The 19,204-nt window shown below is 70.4% G+C and carries 19 protein-coding genes; all 19 read right to left on the bottom strand.

What is annotated here, in order from left to right; translation table 11 throughout:
* Positions 1 to 840, bottom strand: an 840-nt coding sequence (locus tag V7Z54_RS02620) for a lytic transglycosylase domain-containing protein (RefSeq protein WP_334134147.1), incomplete at its 3' end; no start/stop codon positions are given.
* A gap of 23 nt (positions 841 to 863) precedes the next feature.
* On the bottom strand, positions 864 to 1,214 hold the full coding sequence (locus V7Z54_RS02615) for a hypothetical protein (RefSeq protein WP_334134146.1): 351 nt from the start codon (positions 1,212 to 1,214) through the stop codon (positions 864 to 866).
* Between the two features lie 91 nt (positions 1,215 to 1,305).
* Positions 1,306 to 3,159, bottom strand: coding sequence for a sodium:solute symporter family protein (locus V7Z54_RS02610; RefSeq protein WP_334134144.1), 1,854 nt, complete (start codon positions 3,157 to 3,159; stop codon positions 1,306 to 1,308).
* A 10-nt stretch (positions 3,160 to 3,169) separates the two neighbouring features.
* Complete coding sequence (locus V7Z54_RS02605) at positions 3,170 to 3,430, bottom strand: DUF4212 domain-containing protein (protein ID WP_334134143.1); 261 nt, start codon at positions 3,428 to 3,430, stop codon at positions 3,170 to 3,172.
* Positions 3,431 to 3,579: 149 nt separating this feature from the next.
* Positions 3,580 to 4,203 (bottom strand): histidine phosphatase family protein, encoded by a 624-nt coding sequence (locus V7Z54_RS02600; protein WP_334134142.1) that lies wholly within the window; start codon positions 4,201 to 4,203, stop codon positions 3,580 to 3,582.
* A gap of 82 nt (positions 4,204 to 4,285) precedes the next feature.
* The gene (locus V7Z54_RS02595; protein WP_334134141.1) at positions 4,286 to 5,101 is read right to left on the bottom strand and encodes an adenosylcobinamide-GDP ribazoletransferase; all 816 of its coding nucleotides are present in this window, start codon (positions 5,099 to 5,101) and stop codon (positions 4,286 to 4,288) included.
* Positions 5,102 to 5,271: 170 nt separating this feature from the next.
* A complete protein-coding gene (gene cobT / locus V7Z54_RS02590; RefSeq protein WP_334134140.1) occupies positions 5,272 to 6,324 on the bottom strand; it encodes a nicotinate-nucleotide--dimethylbenzimidazole phosphoribosyltransferase in 1,053 nt (350 codons plus the stop codon).
* 50 nt (positions 6,325 to 6,374) lie between these two features.
* The gene (locus V7Z54_RS02585; RefSeq protein ID WP_334134139.1) at positions 6,375 to 7,838 is read right to left on the bottom strand and encodes a cobyric acid synthase; all 1,464 of its coding nucleotides are present in this window, start codon (positions 7,836 to 7,838) and stop codon (positions 6,375 to 6,377) included.
* Complete coding sequence (locus tag V7Z54_RS02580; RefSeq protein WP_334134138.1) at positions 7,835 to 8,923, bottom strand: aminotransferase class I/II-fold pyridoxal phosphate-dependent enzyme; 1,089 nt, start codon at positions 8,921 to 8,923, stop codon at positions 7,835 to 7,837. The genes V7Z54_RS02585 and V7Z54_RS02580 overlap by 4 nt, the downstream gene beginning before the upstream one ends.
* Complete coding sequence (gene cbiB, locus V7Z54_RS02575; RefSeq protein ID WP_334134150.1) at positions 8,923 to 9,882, bottom strand: adenosylcobinamide-phosphate synthase CbiB; 960 nt, start codon at positions 9,880 to 9,882, stop codon at positions 8,923 to 8,925. Before cbiB ends, V7Z54_RS02580 begins: the two co-directional genes overlap by 1 nt.
* 141 nt (positions 9,883 to 10,023) lie before the next feature.
* A complete protein-coding gene (bioB, locus tag V7Z54_RS02570; protein WP_334134136.1) occupies positions 10,024 to 11,094 on the bottom strand; it encodes a biotin synthase BioB in 1,071 nt (356 codons plus the stop codon).
* Positions 11,095 to 11,111: 17 nt separating this feature from the next.
* On the bottom strand, positions 11,112 to 11,681 hold the full coding sequence (cobO, locus tag V7Z54_RS02565; protein WP_334134135.1) for a cob(I)yrinic acid a,c-diamide adenosyltransferase: 570 nt from the start codon (positions 11,679 to 11,681) through the stop codon (positions 11,112 to 11,114).
* Between the two features lie 22 nt (positions 11,682 to 11,703).
* Positions 11,704 to 12,531, bottom strand: coding sequence for an ABC transporter ATP-binding protein (locus V7Z54_RS02560; RefSeq protein ID WP_443082409.1), 828 nt, complete (start codon positions 12,529 to 12,531; stop codon positions 11,704 to 11,706).
* Positions 12,528 to 13,595 carry a FecCD family ABC transporter permease gene (locus V7Z54_RS02555; protein ID WP_334134134.1) on the bottom strand — a complete coding sequence of 356 codons (1,068 nt, stop codon included), beginning with the start codon at positions 13,593 to 13,595 and terminating at the stop codon, positions 12,528 to 12,530. The genes V7Z54_RS02560 and V7Z54_RS02555 overlap by 4 nt, the downstream gene beginning before the upstream one ends.
* Positions 13,592 to 14,461, bottom strand: a complete 870-nt coding sequence (locus V7Z54_RS02550; protein ID WP_334134148.1) for an ABC transporter substrate-binding protein — start codon at positions 14,459 to 14,461, stop codon at positions 13,592 to 13,594. Before V7Z54_RS02550 ends, V7Z54_RS02555 begins: the two co-directional genes overlap by 4 nt.
* Before the next feature lie 74 nt (positions 14,462 to 14,535).
* A complete protein-coding gene (locus V7Z54_RS02545; protein WP_334134133.1) occupies positions 14,536 to 15,120 on the bottom strand; it encodes a bifunctional adenosylcobinamide kinase/adenosylcobinamide-phosphate guanylyltransferase in 585 nt (194 codons plus the stop codon).
* On the bottom strand, positions 15,113 to 15,976 hold the full coding sequence (locus V7Z54_RS02540; protein ID WP_334134131.1) for an ABC transporter substrate-binding protein: 864 nt from the start codon (positions 15,974 to 15,976) through the stop codon (positions 15,113 to 15,115). The genes V7Z54_RS02545 and V7Z54_RS02540 overlap by 8 nt, the downstream gene beginning before the upstream one ends.
* Positions 15,973 to 17,325, bottom strand: coding sequence for a cobyrinate a,c-diamide synthase (locus V7Z54_RS02535; RefSeq protein ID WP_334134129.1), 1,353 nt, complete (start codon positions 17,323 to 17,325; stop codon positions 15,973 to 15,975). The genes V7Z54_RS02540 and V7Z54_RS02535 overlap by 4 nt, the downstream gene beginning before the upstream one ends.
* A gap of 20 nt (positions 17,326 to 17,345) precedes the next feature.
* Positions 17,346 to 19,202, bottom strand: a complete 1,857-nt coding sequence (locus V7Z54_RS02530) for a TonB-dependent receptor domain-containing protein (protein ID WP_334134127.1) — start codon at positions 19,200 to 19,202, stop codon at positions 17,346 to 17,348.
* Positions 19,203 to 19,204: the final 2 nt, after the last annotated feature.

Below are 19,204 nucleotides of genomic sequence, written 5' to 3'. Positions count from 1 at the left end.
GATGCGCTGCACATACGCCCGGGTCTCGGGAAACGGGGGCACGCCACCGTAGCGCTCGACCATGCCCTCGCCGGCGTTGTAGGCGGCGCTCACCAGGGCCACGTCCTCATCGAATCGCTGCAGCAACCAGCGCAGGTGAGCCAGCGCGCCGCGCACGTTCTGCTCGGGATCGAACGGGTTTCGCACACCGAACCGATCGGCCGTCTCGGGCATCAGCTGCATCAGGCCGCGCGCGTTGCGCGGCGACACCGCCGACGGATCGAAAGAGGATTCCACCCGGGCGATGGCCAGCGCCAGTCGTCCGTCCACTCCATAGCGCGGCGCCAGCCTCTGGATGAGCTGCGCGTGGCGGCGTTTTTCGGCAGGCAGCGCCGCCACATAGCGCTGCACGGCCTCGTGGGACACCGGAGGCTGCGGCACGGCGACGCTGGGCGGGGCCGGTAGCGCCGCCACACCGAAACGCGGCGGATCGCCGCCGCTGAGACACGCGGGTAACGCGCCAAAGGAGCTGCCCGTCACACCACGATGGGCGAGCCGCTCGAGCTCGACCTGCGCCAGGGCGTGGCCCTGCTGTGCGGCCACATGCAACACGGCCACGGCCGTCTCCCAGTGCGCGGCTTCGGACGGCACCTGCAGATACAGCAGCGCAAGCCGGAACTGGGCCTCGCCACTGCCAAAACGGGCTGCGCTGCAGTAGTGGGCGGCAGCGCCTGACAGATCACCCTGCTGCTGCGCCAGCCGGCCCGCCACGATCCACTGGGCCAGCTGGGGCGCCTCGCCACTCCATGGGCTGGCCATGATCGCCGACGACGCGATCGCCGCCATGGTGCCGGGCAGCACCGCGGTGAGCCAGCGGCGCGCCGTCAGGTCCGCACCATGGGCTGCCCGATCCCGTGGGCATGGCGCGCCAGCGCAAACGACAGGAAGATCTTCATCCACAGCGTCGTCCCGGCAATGGCCACCCACTCCTGGTAAGCCAGCCACCCCATGATGACCGACGCGATGACGCCAACGAGCACGCCGCCGCCGACCAGGTTGATCGCCAATTCGTAGGGGGCCCAGCGCTCGGCCTGCGCCGGCGGTTCACCCTTCTTGAGCGCGACCTCGGAGAAATCCCGGCGCACCGCAATGCGCCACGCACGCCGCAGCCAGAAGAATGCCACGGGAAACAGTGCCAGGAAAAACAAAATCTTGATCGGATAGATGCTGACCATTGCGTCCTCATCGAAAAAGCCCCCTCGGCTGCGCCGATGGGGCTGTCGTCGACGGATGCGCCGCGCCGCAGCGCGGCGCTCCGCGATGGCGTCAGTGGGCCACGGCCGAGCCGGCGCCTTTAGGCACCCGCACCGACTCCACCAGCGCCTGAATGTGCGACGGTACCGGCTTGGACACCGCGCTGACCGCATAGGCGACCGCGAAGTTGACGATCGCGCCCACGGTCCCGAACGCCTCGGGCGTAATGCCAAAGAAGCTGTTGGCGCCGCCAATCAGATTCAGGTACTCGGTGCCCTTGACGAAGAAGATCCCTTTGTGCGCGAACACGTAGAACAGCGTCACGAACAAGCCAGACAACATGCCCGCAATCGCCCCAGCACCCGTCACCTTCTTGCTGAAGATACCCATCATCAGGGCCGGGAAGATGGTGGAGGCCGCAATCCCGAACGCCAGCGCGACGGTTCCGGCGGCAAAACCCGGCGGATTGAGCCCCAAATAGCCCGCCACCACGATGGCACCGGCCATCGCAATCTTGCCCGCCAGCAGCTCACCCTTTTCGCTGATGTTGGGGTTGATGGCGCCCTTGATGAGGTCATGCGAGATCGCCGACGAAATGGCCAGCAGCAGCCCCGCTGCGGTGGACAGCGCCGCCGCCAGGCCACCGGCGGCCACCAGCGCGATGACCCAGTTGGGCAACAGCGCGATTTCGGGGTTGGCCAGCACGATGATGTCGGCGTTCACGGTGAGTTCGTTGCCCTTGAGGCCGGCGGCTTCCGCCTTGGCCTTGACGTCGGCGTTGGCCGTCTTGTCGTTGTAGAACTGGATGCGGCCGTCGCCGTTCTTGTCCTCGAACTTCAGCAAACCGGTCTTTTCCCAGCGCTTGAACCAGTCGGGGCGCTGCTCGTACGGCAGCGCGGCCTCGGGTGCTAGCACGTCACCTCCGGCCTTCACCCGCTCGGCGTTGACGCGGATGCCACCGGCCGGATCGGGCTCGACACCGACCGCGGTGTTGACGGTACCGATCAGGTTCAGGCGCGCCATCGCGCCCACGGCCGGGGCTGTCGTGTACAGCAGCGCAATGAACACCAGCGCCCAGCCCGCCGACGAGCGCGCATCGGCCACCTTGGGCACGGTAAAGAAGCGCACGATGACGTGTGGCAGACCCGCGGTGCCGATCATCAGCGACACGGTGTAGAAGAACATATTGAGCTTGCTGCCGGCCACCGCGGTGGTGTATTCGGCAAAACCCAGGTCTTTGACCACTTGGTCGAGCTTGGCCAGCAGCGACACGTCGGTGCCCTTCAGGTCAGACCCCAAACCCAGCTGCGGCAGCACGTTGCCCGTCAGCGCCAGCGAAATGAAGAAGGCCGGCACCAGGTACGCCAAAATCAGCACGATGTACTGCGCCACCTGGGTGTAGGTGATGCCCTTCATGCCGCCAAACACCGCATAGGCGAAGACAATCGCCATGCCGATGTAAATGCCCATGTCGCTGGAGACGCCCAAGAAGCGCGAGAACGTCACGCCCACGCCGGTCATCTGACCGATGATGTAGGTGATGGAGGCCACCAGCAGACAGATAACGCCGACGTTGCGCGCCGCCTGCGAGTAGTAGCGGTCACCGATAAACTCGGGCACGGTGAACTTGCCAAACTTGCGCAGGTACGGTGCCAGCAGGCAGGCCAGCAGCACATAGCCGCCGGTCCAGCCCATCAGGAATACGGCGCCGCCGTAGCCCATGTTGGAGATTAGCCCCGCCATCGAGATGAACGAGGCCGCGCTCATCCAGTCGGCGGCGGTAGCCATGCCGTTGGTCACCGGGTGCACGCCGCCGCCGGCTACGTAAAAGTCTGACGTGCTGCCGGCACGCGACCAGATGGCGATGCCGATGTACAACGCAAACGTCGCGCCGACGACCAGATAGGTCCACAGTTGCAGGCTCATCGTGCGCTCCTCAGTCCTCGGCCATGCCGAACTTGCGGTCGATCTCGCCCATCTTCTTGGCGTACCAGAAGATCAGCGCGATGAATACGTAGATGGAGCCCTGCTGGGCAAACCAGAAGCCCAGCGGATAGCCACCGAGCTTGATACCGTTGAGGGCATCGGCGAACAGGATGCCGGCGCCGTACGAGACCAGGAACCAGATGACCAACACCTTGGCCAGCAGCCCCAGCGTCGCCGACCAATAGGCCCGGGCGTTGCTGTCTTGGGACATGTCAGACTCTCCTCGGATACACACACAATGGACAAGCGGATGAAACCGCCGACGTAGCCCACTGCGCAGGGCCGCGCAATGTTGCTGCCGCCCACTATCCGAGTGCTGGCTTACACGTCGCTGAAGAAACGGACGCTACAGCCACAAACCTAGGGAAAGTCCCTAGCCGTCAGGTCAATCCGCAGGCCGCCGCCGAATGCCGGTGCCCGCCGCGGCCAGTGTTGTGCCACAGCAGGCAGCGCCCGTGCGCCATGGCGCAGTGTGTAGCGCACGGCGCGAATCACGCCCGCGTGGGTAATCCAGACCAGCGCCTGCGGTGCCCCGGCTGGGCTGGCCTTGCCAGCCACCGCCAAGTTGGCGGCAGCGGCACGCGCGTCGCGCAGCGCCGAGCGCACGCGCTGCAGCAGTGCCGCCACCGACTCCCCGCCACCGGGGCGGTAATGGGCAAAGTCAGCGCACCAGGCGTGCAGCTCGGCCATGGGAATGTCCGTCCACGGCTGCCCCTCCCACGCCCCGAAGTCCAGCTCCTGCAAGCGCTCGTCGACCGCCACAGGCGCTGCCAGCGCGCGCCGTTGCCGCAGCGCTTCGGCCAGGGCATGCGCGCGCCGCGCGGGCGAGGCAACCAAGCGCACCCGGGGTGGCAGGCGGGCGTGCCAGCGCTGCGCGGCCGCCTCCACCGCAGCTGCATCCGCCGCCACATCGAGCCGACCGTAGCACCGGCCGGGCGGCATCTGCGGCGCCGGGTGGCGCACCAGCCACAGCGTGGTCGTCATCGCCCGCCGCATCCGCTGCCCCGGCCTGCGCGCCAGCGGCTGCATAACCAGGCTGGGACGGTCGGCTCGCTCACGCCACTCATCACAGCCCCCAGCCTGCGGCGGCCAGCACCGCCGCCAGCCACCATCCCAGTTCGCTGACCTGCTGCGTGGCGCCCAGCGTGTCACCGGTAAAACCGCCCAGGCGCCGGCGCGTCACGCGCCACATCCACCCCCAGCCCAGGGCCGCCCCCAGCGTGGCCGCCATCCACGGCCATGCGGGCGCACCCCAGGCCAGCGCGACCAACGCGGCGCCCCACCACAGCATCCCCACCGCCAGCGCATCGGCGCCGATGCGGTCGGCCAGCGGCTTGCTCTTCGAGCCGGGCGCGTCTCCGACATAGGGTAACGTGGCGATGGTCAGCAGCGGCAGCGCGCGCGAGGTGACGTGCCCGCCCAGCAATCCCCAGGCAACCGCGGCGGCGCCGGCGGCGGCGCTCAGCCACGCCAGCAATGCCACCTTCAGCAGCAGTGCCAGCACCAGCGTGACCGCGCCGTAGCTGCCAATGCGCGAATCCTTCATGATCTGCAGCGCGCGCTCGCGGCTGACGTGGCCACCCAAGGCGTCGGCGGTGTCCGCCAGGCCGTCTTCGTGAAACGCACCGGTGAGCCCGATGCCCGCCGCGGTACTCAAGACGGCGGCCACCCACGCCCCTGCGTCAGCGGTGCCAAACATGTGGGCTGCCAGCCAAAATACGCCCGCGCACCACGCCCCCACCAACCAGCCCACGCCCGGAAAGTGCGCTGCGCTGGCGCGCAGCATGGCAGGAGAGTAGCCCACCCACGCTGCCAACCGCCCGGCAACCGGGATGCGGGTGAAAAACTGCACCGCCACCAAAAAGTGTCGAATGCCCTGCACGCCCCTCATCCTCCATCACCCGTTGCGGACCACTGCGGTTGCCGATCCCATAACTGCCCAATTCCCGTACACCGCTCACGACACGGCTGCACTGGCACGGTGTCTCGTGCACACCGCCCCCTGCACTGCGACCCGGCACATGGCATGGACCGCCACCGCGCAGCACGCGCTCACACCGTTGCATGGGCCGCGCGACGCGACACTCCGGCTGAGGAGAAGCTAGCCATGTCGCGCAGGATGGCGCAGGCGGACACGAGCAGCGGCCAGGCCAGCGCCGCCCCCGACCCTTCGCCCAGCCGCAGCCCCAAGTCCAGCAGCGGTTCGGCCTTCAGATGCGCCAGCAGCAGGGTGTGCCCACGCTCGCCCGAACGGTGCGCGAAGACGCAGCGCTGCAGCACGTGGGGACGCAGGCGTGCTGCCACCAGCACCGCGGCGCTGGTGATGAAGCCGTCGACGACGATGACGCGCCGCTCGGCAGCGGCCTGCAGCACGGCGCCGACCAAGGTGGCGATCTCGAACCCCCCAAAGGCCGCTAGGGCCTGCAGCGGCTCGCTGGCCTGCGCATGGCGCAGCAGCACCTGCCGCAGCACGGCGATCTTGCGCGCCACGCCGTCGGCGTCCAGCCCGGTGCCGGCACCCGTGCAGTCGGCGATGTCCAGGCCGGTCAAACGGCTCATCAGCAGCGACGCCGCCGAGGTGTTGCCGATGCCCATCTCGCCCAGCAACAGCGCATTGCCCGGCAGGCCGCGCACCAGATCCATGCCGTTGGTCACGGCGCGCGCGCACTGCTCGGGGCTCATGGCAGGCTGCTGACTGCTGTCGGCGCTGCCCCAGCCCACTTTGGCGTCCACCAGCCCGGGCCGGGGCGCAAACGCATGGCGCACGCCGCAGTCCACCACCGTCAGCGCCAGCGCATGCTGGCGCGCCAGTACGCTGACAGCCGCTCCGCCAGCCAGGAAGTTTTCCACCATCTGCCACGTGACGTCGCTGGGGTAGGCGGACACCCCGTGCGCCGCTAGCCCGTGGTCCGCCGCACACACCACCAGCTGGGGTTCACGCAGCAGCGGGGCCTCGCTGCCCAGAATCAGCCCGATGCGCTGCGCCAGCGCTTCCAGCCGGCCCAGCGCCCCCTGCGGCTTGGTCTTGTCATCCAGCAGCGCCTGCAGCCGCGCGGCCAGCGCGGCGTCGTGCAGATCCGGTACGTCGGGCAAAGTCGGCTTCATCGGTCATCCTTTCGTCAGAGTGGAGGCGCAAAGCGCCGGACAAACGGATATCACGGCTCGATGAGGGCTTGCAGACCGCCCGGCACCCAGTGGCGCTGCACCACGTCAGCCAGCGCATCGAAGACGGACGACAACGGGCGTGCCTGCGCGCCAAACAGCGCCTGCAGCACCCCGGTATCCTCGAACAGACCGTGCAGATACACACCCAGCACGTTGCCGGCGGCGTTCTGCCACGCCAGTCCCGCCACCGGGGTCACCACAGAACCGGGCGGCGCCGCCAGCGCCGGGTGCTCATCGGTGCGTCCGTGGTGAATCTCGTAGCCGCTGACCACCAGCCCCGACAGGCGTGCCCACGGCCCGTGGCAGGCCCCGAAGCGGACGGTGGTGCGGCGCACGATCTTGTCGCGCTCAAATACCGTCACCAGCGGCAGCAATCCCAGCCCGGGCGCATTGCCGTCGATGCCTTGGGTGTCCACCAGGGCCTCGCCCAGCATCTGCAGCCCGCCGCAAATGCCCAGCACGGGCTTGCCTGCGGCGGCGTGGTGCGCCACCGCCGCATCCAGCCCCTGCGCGCGCAACCAAGCCAGATCGGCCGCCGTGGCCTTGGATCCGGGCAGAATGATCCAGTCGGCCCCCGCACAATCCGCCGGGCAGCGCGCCCACACCAAGCGCACGCCAGCCACGTTGTTCAGTGGCTGAAACTCATCCAGATTGCTCAGGCGCGGATAGGCGACGATGGCCACCGTGGTGTGCACGACGCCCGCGGCGCTGGCGCGCTCGTCGAAGACGCCGTCTTCCTCGGGCAACCCGTGCTGGCGCCGCATCGGCAGCGTCGCCACGGTGGGCACGCCGGTGAGGTCCTGCAGCTGCTGCGGGCCGGGAGCCAGCAGCGCTGCGTCGCCGCGGAACTTGTTCAGCACGAAACCCGCCAGCAGCGACCGCACATCGGCCGGCAGCAGCGCCCAGGTGCCGTAGAGATGGGCAAAAGCGCCGCCGCGGTCGATATCGGTCACCAGCACACACCGCGCCTGCGCATGCCGGGCCACGCGCAGATTGACGATGTCGCTGTCGTGCAGGTTGATTTCGGCCGGCGAGCCCGCGCCTTCGATGACGACGACGTCGTAGGCGGCGCGTAGCTCATCCAGCGCCTGTGCGACGGTCGGCCAGAGCTGCTCGCTGCGCGCTCGCCACGGCACGGCATACAGCCCGTCGTCGACGCGCCCGAGCACGATCACCTGGCTGCGGGTATCCGCCTCGGGTTTGAGCAACACAGGGTTCATGCGCACCTGCGGCTCCACTCCCGCCGCCAGCGCCTGGAAATACTGCGCCGAGCCGATTTCGCCCGCCCCGCCATCGGGCAGCGGCACCACGCGGGCGTTGTTGCTCATGTTTTGCGCCTTGAACGGCGCCACGCGCAAGCCCTGTCGCGCGTAGTAGCGGCACAGCGCGGTGGCCAGCCAGCTCTTGCCCGCGCCGCTGCTGGTGCCCAATACCATCACACAGCGGGCGGTCATAGCTGACCCTCCCGAACCGCACCCTGCAGCGCCGCCACCATCGCCGCCGCTTCGGGCGTCGGCGCACCCGCCCGCGGACCTGTCACGTCGGTCCCCTGCGCAGCCTGCAGCGCCCGCTCCAGAGCGTCGAGCGCCGCTGGCGGCTGGGTACTGATGCGCCACCAGCCAGGCAATCCAAACGAGGTGGCGTCGCGCAGCCGCACGCCGTGCGTGCGCAGCACCGGCGCCTGCAGCGGATGCGGTGGGCGCGCGCACAGAAACGGGGTCACGCTGGGCGCGCACATCCAGCCCCATGCCTGTAGCCGCGCCTTTAGCGCCGCCGTCCACGGCACCAGCCGGGCGCGGCTGTCGGCCAGCCAGCGCTGCGTTTCAGGCCACGTCCACGCGTGTAGCAGGGCTACGCCGTGCGCTCCCACCGGCCACGAAGGCGCCAACGCCTGCAGCTGCGCTGCTGCCGCATGCGCCCCGTCCGGCGCAATCGCGTACGCCGCGCGCACCCCCACCAGCCCCAGGGCCTTGTTGGGCGTCCACAGCTGCCACAACCGATCGCACTCGGCGTCGGTGACCACCGGCGATCCGTGCAGCCGCAGCGGGGCATAGGCCAAGTCCAGCACAACGGTGCGGCGGCCCGCCGCGGCCAGCGCGGCGTCCACGGTTTGGCGCGCCTGGGGCTGGCCCAGCGGACTGCCCGGGTCACACAGCCACACCAAGTCGGCCTGCTGCGGCTGCGCCACCGGTTGCAGGCCCCAGGCCTGCGCCGCGTGCCGATAGTCCCCGTAGGCGTGCGGCGGCACGAAGACGGTGCGCGCCCCCTGCAAGCGGCTCCACGCCGTCAGGCGCTGAATGCCTTCGCTGGCACTGGCCAAAATGACGATGCGCGCGGCAGCGACCCCATGCCAGCGCGCCAGCGCCGCGCGCAGTGCGGTGTAGCTGGGGTCGGGGTAGCGGGTCGCATCGGCCTGCTGCACCGCCTGCCACGCGGTCGGGCATGGCCCGCATGCGTTGGCGTTGGTGGAAAAATCCCAGCGCACCGGCCCTTGTGCATCGGGGCCGCCGTGCTCGCGCTGCTGCGGCCAACATAACATCACGCACTGCCTCCGCCAGCAGCCAGCCCTGCCATGGCGGCCCACCCCAGCGCCACACTGGCGGCGACCGCCGCCAGCACCCCCACTACCCGGCCGCAGCGCTGCAGCGCCCAGCGCGTATCGGCAGCCACGGGCCGTCGCCCCGCCGCATGCAGCACATATACGCCCGGCTTGCGCAGCCGCACCCCCCGGCGCAGCGCCAGCGCCGCCATCGGCCAGCCGCCATTGGGCGATGGGGTACGCCCCGCCTCGGCCCGCAGCCGCGGCCACGCCCGCCCCCACAGGCCCGGTGCCAGCAGCAGCGCCGTCAGCCGGGCGGGCAACCACGACAGCACATCGTCGGCACGCGCCGCCCAGCGGCCCGCCCAGGTCCAGTCCCGGCCGGCACGCTCGCCCCGGTAGCCCCACATGGCATCGGCCGTATTGGCAAAGCGGTACAGCGCCGCGCCGGGCAAGCCCAGCAGCGCAAACCACAGCAGCGGCGCCACCACCGAATCGTTGAGGTTCTCCACCAATGTGGACAGCGCCGCTTCGCGCACGCCGGACTCATCCAGGGCCGCGACGTCGCGGCTGACCAACCGCGCCACCTGCGCCCGCCCCGCCGCGAGCGATTGCCGCAGCGCCGCCTCGACCGCCGCCACCTCGTCGCGCAGCAGCCGCCACGCCAGCAGCGGTTTGAGCCACAGCCCCAGCCACAGCGCCTGTGCCCACCATGGCCACGCCAGCGCCACAGCCTGAAGGCCCACCGCCAGCACCACCACGGCACCGGCCCCCAGCAGCCAGGCGAATGTGCCGCGCGTCAACGCCGCCCGGGCCGTCGCCGGCTGGCCCGCGGGCGGCGCCGCCCAGCGCCCCATGACCTGCAGGTAGCGCCCCATCGCCACCACAGGATGCGCCCACGCCGGGGGCTCGCCCCACCATCGGTCGGCGGCCAGCGCCACCGCCACCGCCGCGGCCATCACCCCCACCGGCAACGGCCCGACAAGGCCCGTCCCTGCGTCAACCCATGCCACGCACTGCCCCCTGGACACCACGGCCAAGACGCGGCGCGTGCCGCGCCCGTGCAGACGCAGCCAACAGCCGCAGACGCCGCAACAGGCTCACCCCGCACCCTCGCCAATCTGCATACCCAGCCGCGCCAGCAGCCGCCGGTCGGCCTCGGTGTCGGCGTTGCCGGTCACCAGCAGCCGCTCGCCATAGAAGATCGAGTTGGCCCCGGCCAGAAAACACAGCACCTGGGTGGACTCGTCCATCTGACGCCGCCCGGCCGACAGGCGCACTTTCGCGCGCGGCATGGTGATGCGCGCCACCGCCACGGTGCGCACGAACTCCAACGGGTCGAGATCGGGCTGCCCGGCCAGCGGTGTGCCGGGTACCTTGACCAGCTGGTTGATGGGCACCGACTCCGGGTACGGATCGAGGTTGGCCAGCTGGGCGATGAGTGCCGCGCGTCCGGCACGCGACTCGCCCATGCCGACGATGCCGCCGCAGCAGACGCGGATGCCGGCGTCACGCACATGCTGCAGGGTCTGCAGCCGGTCCTGGTAGTCGCGCGTCGTGATGATAGTCCCGTACAGCTCGGGGGCGGTGTCGAGGTTGTGGTTGTAGTAGTCCAGCCCCGCCTCCCGCAGCCGCTGCGCCTGCGTCTGCGTCAGCATGCCCAGGGTGCAGCACGCCTGCAACCCTTCTGCCTTGACCACGCGCACCAGCGCCTCGACTTTTTCCAGATCGCGGTCGTTGGGTGCCCGCCACGCCGCGCCCATACAAAACCGGGTGGCGCCGGCCGCTTTGGCGGCACGCACCGCCTGCCGCACCTCTTCGGGCGACATCACCTTGGTGGCCTTGACGCCAGTGTCGTAGTGCGCCGACTGGGGACAGTAGGCACAGTCTTCCGGGCAGCCGCCGGTCTTGATCGACAGCAGCGTGGCCAGCTCCATGTGTGTCGGGTCGTGGTGCTGGCGGTGTACCGTCTGGGCCCGGTAGAGCAACTCCGGCAAGGGCAGCTCCAACAGCGCCAGCACCTCGTCAGTGCGCCAACGGGACACACCGTCGGTCGGCGTCGTCCCCTGTTCGGCTGTGCGTGCGGGCTCGGCGTGGGTCGTCGTGGCAGCACCGTCCACCGGCCGCAGGCGCGGCTGCAGGGTAACGGGTTGGTCAATCACTGGGTTCATGGTCGTCCTCAATGGGGTCAGTCCTCGATACCGCGCTGCGCCGGCACGCCCACCTGAAAAGCGTGCTTGACCAGCGTCATCTCGGTCACGGTGTCGGCCATGGCAATGAGCTCGGTCGGACAGCGGCGCCCGGTCAGACACACGTGAACGTGGGGCGGCCGCTCGTGCAGGGTTTGCATCACGTCCTGCAGCGGCAACCAGCCATAGCGCAGAGGATAGGTGATCTCGTCGAGCACGATGAGGAAGTATTCACCGCCAAGGACGGCGGCGCGGGCCTGCTCCCAGCCCGCGCGCGCCAGTTCGGCGCAGTGCTTGAGATCGCGGCTCTTCCAGCTGAAGCCATCCCCCAAACCTTCGATCGCGATGCCCAGCCGCTCGAAGGCGCGGTGCTCGCCAAAGCGCGCCGTGGGCACCTTCATGAACTGAAACAGCTTGACCGCCTTGCCGCGCCCATGCGCGCGCAGCGCCAGCCCGAAGGCTGCGGTACTCTTGCCCTTGCCGTCGCCGGTGTAGATGATGACCAGACCGCGGCGATCGCCGGTGGGCTTGTCGTACGGTCGGGCAGCGGGTGGTGTTTCAATCGTCATGGTTACGCGGTCCTCTCGATCATCAGGACGGCAACGGGGCTTCGTCCGGCGGGGTCATACACGGCAGCACCACCCACTGCCCTTGCACGGCGCACACCGTCAGGCGGTGGTCGAACACCGACTCCAGCGCCCGGTGGGTGGCCGGATCGTGACAGGCACCGTGATGCACGATGCGCCCCTGCGCCAGCACCACCAAGGCGTCGGCCTGCAGCGCAAACGAGATCTCATGCAGCACGCTGACGACGGTGCGCCCAACGCGCACCAGTGCCCGCACCAGCGCCAGCCAGTCGGCCTGGTGGGGGGGGTCCAGGCTGGCCAGCGGTTCGTCCATCAGCGTCACGGGCGCCTCGACCGCCAGCGCACGCGCCAGCAACACACGCTGGCGCTCCCCGCCGGACAGCTCGCCCAGAGCCCGCGCGCGCCAGTCCCACGCGCCGGTGGCACGCAGCGCCCGCTCCACCGCGGCGCGGTCGGCGGCGCTGGGGGCTGCCAGCCACGGTTGGTGCGGCAACCGGCCCAGCATCGCCACATCCCACACGGTCATGTCCGCGGGGCCGCCTTCGTTTTGCCCCAGCCAGGCGAGCGTGCGCGCGCGCTCGCGGCGCGACCACGACGCCAGGGGTCGCCCGAGCAACTCCACCCGACCGCCGTCGAGCGGCAGCAGTCCGGCCATGGCCTTGAGCAGCGTCGATTTGCCAGCGCCGTTGGGCCCGACGATGCAGGTCCAGCGGCCGCGTGGCAGGGTCAGCGACACCCCCTGCACCACGGCACGCCCACCCAGGCACACCCGCAAATCGTGCGCCTGCAGCGCCGCCGTCCCGTCGGCCCGCACCCCGGCATCCGACTTCACCGCACGCCCTCCTGGCGGCTGCGCCGGTGCATCAGCCACAGCAGATAGCCGCCGCCCAGCACGGCCGTCAGCACCCCCACGGGCAACTCCTGCGGTGCAATCAAACCACGCGCCAGGATGTCGGCCGCCAGCAGCAGCACCCCCCCCATGGCGCTGGCCAGCGCCATCAGCCAGCCGTGTGTCGTGCGCACCAGGGCGCGCACCAAGTGCGGCGCGGCCAGCCCCACGAACGCGATCAGCCCTGTCTGCGCCACCGCGGTCCCCGTGGCCAGCGCCAGCACCGCCACCAGCCCCACGCGCAGCGCTCCCAACGGCAGGCCCAGGCTGCGCGCCGTCGCCTCGCCCAGGCTCAGGCCGTCGAGGCCGCGCGCCAGCGCGCCCGCTGCCAGCACACACAGCCCCCACACCGCCGCCATCAGCGCCACCGCGGCCCAGCCGACGAAGCCGGTGGAGCCCAGCAAGAAGGCCTGCATCGCCTGCAGCGACTCGGGCGAAAACAGCAGCACCAGCTGCGTGACCGCACCCAGCACCACCCCCACCACCACGCCCGCCAGCAGCAGGCGCAGCGTGTGCTGCACGCCACGCGCCAGCGCCAGCGTCAATCCCACCGCCAGCACCGCGCCGACAAAGGCAGCGCCGGTCAGACCCAGCCGCACCCACACGCTGCCCGACCATACGCTGATGGCTGCGCCAGACGCCCCTGCGCCCACCATGCCGGCGGCCCCACCCCAACCCGCCAGCGCCAACGCCACGCCCAGCGAGGCGCCGGCCGCACTGCCCAGCAGGAACGGGTCGGCCAGCGGGTTGCGAAACAGCCCCTGCGCCACCGCCCCGGCCAGCCCCAGCAACGCACCCGCCGTCCAGGCCCCGACGGTGCGCGGCAGGCGGATGTCGAACACGATCTGGCGCGCCAAGGCAGCCGCCGCCTCATCGGCGCCAGGGTCGAACAGCGGGCCAATCCAGCCTTCCCACCCCGTGCTGCCGACGCTCACCCCCAGCGCAACCAACCCCAACGCTGCCAGCGCCAGCGCCAGCAGCCACGCCTGGGCGTGCCGCGCGTTCACGGCCGCCCTCCAGAAGCCGCGCCGCCCGGCGCCGTCTGCGCCAGACAGCGCGCCATCAGGCGCGCTGCTTCGCCCATGCGCGGGCCGGGGCGCACCAGCACGTCCCACTCCTGCGGGCTGAAGACGCACAGCCGTCCCTGGCGCAGCGCGCGCAGGGTGTGCCAGCCCGGGCGCTGGCGCAGCGCGTCGGCGCTGCGGGCGCCGACCATGATCACATCCGGGTCGGCGCGCACCACGTACTCGGGGTTGAGCTTGGGAAACGGCCCCATGGCCGCCGGCACGATGTTGCGCGCGCCCAGCCGTGCCAGCGTCTCGCCGATGAAGGAACGCTCGCCCGCCGCATATGGGCCGGGGTTGACCTCGAAGTAAACCCGCGCGCCGCGCGCTGCCGGCGGCAGCGCCTGCGCAGCCGCCCCCACCGCCGCGTCGATGGCACGCCAGATGCGCTGCGCATCGGGCACCTGCAGCAGCTGGCCCAGTGTGAGCAGCACGCGCTGCACATCGGCATGGGTGCGCGGCTCCACCGCCACCACCGCAATGCCCAGCGCGCTCAGACGCTGGGCCGCGCGCGACGAGGTGGCCATCAGCACCACGTCCGGCTGCAGCGCGACGATCTGCTCGATGTTCGGATCCAGCCCGCCGCCGACGCGCGGCACATCCTTCAGGCTTGGCGGCCAGGTGGTGTAGCGATCGACGCCCACCAGGCGCTGGCACTGGCCCAGTTCGCACACCGTCTCGGCCAACGAGGGCAGCAGGGTCACGATGCGCTGCGGCGGCTGTGCCAGGCGCACCTCCACCCCGCGGTCGTCCACGACGGTGACGGGCTGCGCCCAGGATCCCGACCACGCGAGGGCCGCCCACAGCAGTGCGCCCCACCGCAGCAGCCCGACCCACCGCGGCACCAGCCGCTGCGCCCACGCCCGCACCCGCCGCCATGCGCTCACGGTGTGCCCCCTTTGACCACCAGCGGGCAGCCCGCCACCATCAGCGTCACGCGCTCGCACGCCGCCGCCACCGCCTGGTTCAGCCGCCCCAGCGCATCGACGAAGCCACGCACCTCGGGGGCCGGTGGAATCACGCCCAGGCCGATCTCGTTGCCGACCAGCACGACCGGGCCGCTGACGGCGCGCAGTGCCTGCACCAACTCTTCGGTGGCCGACTCCCACACCGGCGGGTCCGGGCGGTGCTGGGCCGGGGCCTGCGCCGGCCAGCCCAGCTGCGTCAGCCACAGCGTCAGGCAGTCCACCACCACCAGCGCACGGGGCGAACTGTGTCGCACCAACTGCTGCGGCAGGTCTGCCCCCACCTCCAGCGTCTGCAACGCCGGCACGCGTGCCAGCCGCTGGCGCTGGTGGCGTTCGATGCGCGCGCGCATCTCGGCATCGCGCGCCTCGGCAGTGGCCAGCAGCACCGCCCGCCGCTGCGGCCCAGCGGCCAGCCACTCGGCCGCCAGCCGCTCGGCACGCGCCGACTTGCCGCTCTTTTGCCCGCCGACGATCAGCTCCCGCCACACCGCCTCAGCCATGGCGATCCATCCAGTCACACACGATGCGGTGCAGCTGCGCCACGCCGTCGGTCAGCGCGGCCGGGCCGGGCTGCAGGATATCGGCCGACTTGATCTCGTGCAGCGACCCGGTGCGCACCGCGGGCACGGTATCCCACCCCGGGCGTGCTGCCACCTTCTCCGGCCGGAACTTCTTGCCGCACCACGAGCCGATGACAATGTCGGGTTGCCGGCGCACGATTTCGGCCGGGTCGGCGATGATGCGGTCTTTGCCCAGCGGCTGCAGCGCCAATTCGGCGAAAATATCCTCGCCCCCGGCGATGCCAATGAGCTCCGAGACCCAGCGAATGGCGCTGATGGGCGGCTCGTCCCACTCCTCGAAATATACCCGCGGGCGCCGCCGCCCCAGCGCCAGCCGCTGCGCCACGTCGGCCTCGATGGCGTGCAGCCCCGCGCGCAGCGCCGCGATGCGGGCCACACCCTCCTGAGCGCAGCCCACCATCGCCGCCACCTGAAACAGCACCGAAAAGATCTGCTCGACGCTGCGCTGGTTGAACACCGTCACCTGCACGCCAGCGCGAATCAAGGTCGCCGCGATATCGGCCTGCAGGTCCGAAAATCCGAACACGCAGTCCGGCTCCAGTGCCAGGATGGGGTCGATCTTGGCGCTCAGAAACGCGCTGACCTTGGGCTTTTCCTGGCGCGCGCGGCGCGGGCGCACCGTGTAGCCACTGATGCCGACGATGCGCCACGCTTGCCCCAGCAGGTACAGCCATTCGGTGGTCTCCTCGGTCAGGCAGACGATGCGCCGAGGGCCCCAGCCTGACGCCCCGCACCGACCGCCCTCGGACTGGCCTGCCGCGTCAGGCACCCTCATGCCGCCACCTCCGCACCAAACAGCGCCGCCGTGGCCCGAGGCGAGGACGCAAACCAAGCGTGAAAGTAGCTCGCCTGGATGCTGCCGTGCCGGTACACCGCCTCGGCGCGCCCGTGAACCCGCGCGGGCGTGGTGTGTGCCACCGGCGCCATCGCCGTCTGCAGCGTAGAGTAATGAAACGTATGCCCACGCAACTCGCCATGTGGCGTTTGCCACGCCTGTGGTCCCAGGGCCGCCAAACGGCTGTGCATCACCACCTCGCCCGGCAGCAGCCCCCACAGCGGTATGCGCGCACCATCGGTCAGTATGATGCTTTTACACAGCGCCAACATGCCCCCACATTCGGCCCATACCGGACGGCCCGCCGCTGCGTGCGCCGCCAAGCCGTCGCGCGTACGGGTGGCCGCCGCCAGCGCCGCGGTGTGCAGCTCGGGGTAGCCACCCGGCAGCCACACCGCGTCGCACGCCGGCAGCGGCTCGTTGGCCAGCGGCGAAAACCACACCACCTCCGCTCCCAAGTCACGCAGCGTCTGCAGGTTAGCCGGGTAAATGAAGGCAAAAGCGGCGTCATGCGCCACCGCTACCGTGCGCCCGCGCAACAGCGATGGCGTCGGCTCGTCCGCCTCGGCCACCGGGGGAAAAGCCACCGACCAGCGCAGCCAAGCCGCCTCGTCCTGTGCTCCCAGCGGGGTGTGCGCCAGCGCCTCGGCCACCGCGTCTAGCCGGGCCTGCGCATCAGGCAGCTCACCGGCCATGGACAGGCCCAAATGGCGCTCGGGCAGGGCGAATGCCTCGTGCCAGGGTAAGGCCCCCAGCCAGCCCATGGCTGACGCGCCGTCGGGGGCGGCTTCGACGGCGGCCTCAACCAGGGCCGCGTGGCCTTCGCTGGCCACCCGGTTGGCCAACACGCCCGCCCACGGCAGCCCCGGGCGGTAGTGGCGTAAGCCGTAGGCCAACGCCCCCGCCGTGCCCACCATGGCGCTGGCATCCATCACCGCCAGCACCGGGATGCGCCAGCGCATGGCCAGGTCCGCCGCGCTGGGCTCGCCGTCGAACAGACCCATCACGCCTTCGATCAGGATCACGTCGCTGTCGGAGGCTGCTTGATGCAGACGCGCTGCCACGTCCCGCTCGCCATTGAGCCACAGGTCCAGATTGTCCACGGGCTGGCCACTGGCCAGCGCCAGCCAGTGCGGATCCAGAAAATCCGGCCCGCACTTGAACACCCGCACTCGCTTGCCCCGCCGCGCCAGCAACCGCGCCAGTCCGGCAGTCACGGTGGTCTTGCCCTGCCCGGAGGCGGGGGCCGCCACCAGGAGCGCCGGGCAAGACGCGGTGCGCGGCGACATGGACCAACTCGCCCGAGCGTTTAGTGTGGTGTCCAGACCAGTGCGACGAACACGGTCCGCCCCGCTGTCGCGTAGCCGCGCGCGAGCTGGTAGTCGCGGTCGGTTACGTTGTCCAGCCGCAGCTGCAGGCGCCAGTCGCGCGCCAGCGACCGTTCGGCACTGAGGTTGAGCAGTGTGTAAGCGGACAGCCGCTGGGTGTTGGCGGCGTTGTCGAAGCGGTTGCCCACCCGCTGCAACTCACCACCCAGACGCCAGCCCTGTAATGTGGTGTCCGCGGTCAGCATCGCCTGCGTGCGCGGGCGGCGCGGCAGCCGCTTGTCGGTCACGGTGTTGAGAGGTTGCATCACGTCCCACGATGCCGACAGGTTGACCGCCCCCAGCCGCGTGCCGCCACTGACACCGATGCCCGACAGCCGCGCCCGACCGACGTTGGCGTAGCAGCCGGGGTAGGCACCGGTGCCATTGGCACACGGCCCCGGGCCGCTGACGTAGTCGATGAGATTGCGCACCCGGCTACGGTACGCCACCACCGACAGACGATCGGCACCGGAGTGCCAGCGCGCGCCCAGCTCGGCGGTGCGCGCGCTTTCGGCCTTCAGATCCGGCGTGCCATAGATGCTGAAGCGCTGAAACAGCGTCGGCACACGAAACGCGGTACCCGCCGACGCAGTCAGGCGCCAGGCGTGCGTGAGGTCAAAGCCATAGGCGATCTGGCCCGTGGTCTGCCCGCCAAACTCGCTGTCGTCATCGTGCCGCGCATTGAGCTGCAGCGTATGCGCCCCGTGCCGCAGCCGGTAGCCCAGCGCCAGCGCGTTTTGGTGCCGACGGGTATCGGCGGGCGTGGTGCTGGCATTGGTCAGCACATCCTCGCGCCGCTCCCAATCGACGGTGGCAACACCCACCGGCAGCCGCCACTCGTTGCGCAGCCACAGCGTATCGACACGGGTCTGCGTCCGATAGGGTGAGGGGCGGGTCTGGTACACGTCGGTACCGCGCGTCAGACCCAGGCGGGTACGCCAGTCGGAGCTCCAATCGGCCGTCCACTGCAAACCCAGCGTTTGCAGGCGGTGGTGGCTCTGGTCATCCTGTCCGGGAGTGAAGCCGTCATAGCCGGCATGCAGGGTAGTTGCCGACGCCGACAGCTCCACCCGGTGTCCCGGCGCTGCCCGCCACCCCAGCCGCGCCGACGCGCTATCGCGCTGATAGCCGTCCCGATCGGGGTTGCCAAGCAGGCGGGCATTGAAGCCGTCGCTGCGCTCCCCGTTGACCCCGAGAGCGTAGTCGAAACCGTCCCCACCGCCGCGCAGCCACGCGCCCAATGACCGAGTGTCGTCACTGCCCAACCCCAACCGCACCTCCGGGTAAAACCCCGGCGCACCCTGCCGCGTGAAGATCTGCACCACACCGGCGACGGCGTCCGATCCGTACAGGGCCGCTGCCGGGCCGCGCAGCACCTCGATACGCTCCACCTGCGACAGCGCAATCGCGTTCCACGTGGCCCCGCCCGTGGATTGCGAATCGACACGCACGCCATCGATGAACACCGCGGTGAAGCGCCCGTCGGCACCGCGTAGGAACACATTGGTCGTCGTACCCGGGCCGCCGTTGCGACTGATGGCGATGCCGGGCACCCGTGCCAAGACATCGGCGATGGCCACAGCGCCGCTGCGCTCGATGGTCTCGCGGTCGATCACGGTCACGTCGGCCACGACGTCGGTGATGGGCTGCTCAGCGCGGCTGGCACTGACGACCACCGGCGTCAGCGCCGTCTCTGGCGCCGCCGTGGCAGCATGGACGAGGGAGGGGTAAGAAAGGACGGCCGCCGGCAAGGCGGGTGCAAGCGCGGCGACGACGGCGCGCGCAAGAGGCGTTTTCATGA

The sequence above is a fragment of the Tepidimonas sp. genome, from assembly GCF_036824975.1.
In the GTDB taxonomy this organism is placed as follows: domain Bacteria; phylum Pseudomonadota; class Gammaproteobacteria; order Burkholderiales; family Burkholderiaceae_C; genus Tepidimonas.
Note: the sequence above shows the minus strand (reverse complement) of the source record. Positions and strands in the feature narration are given on the sequence as shown.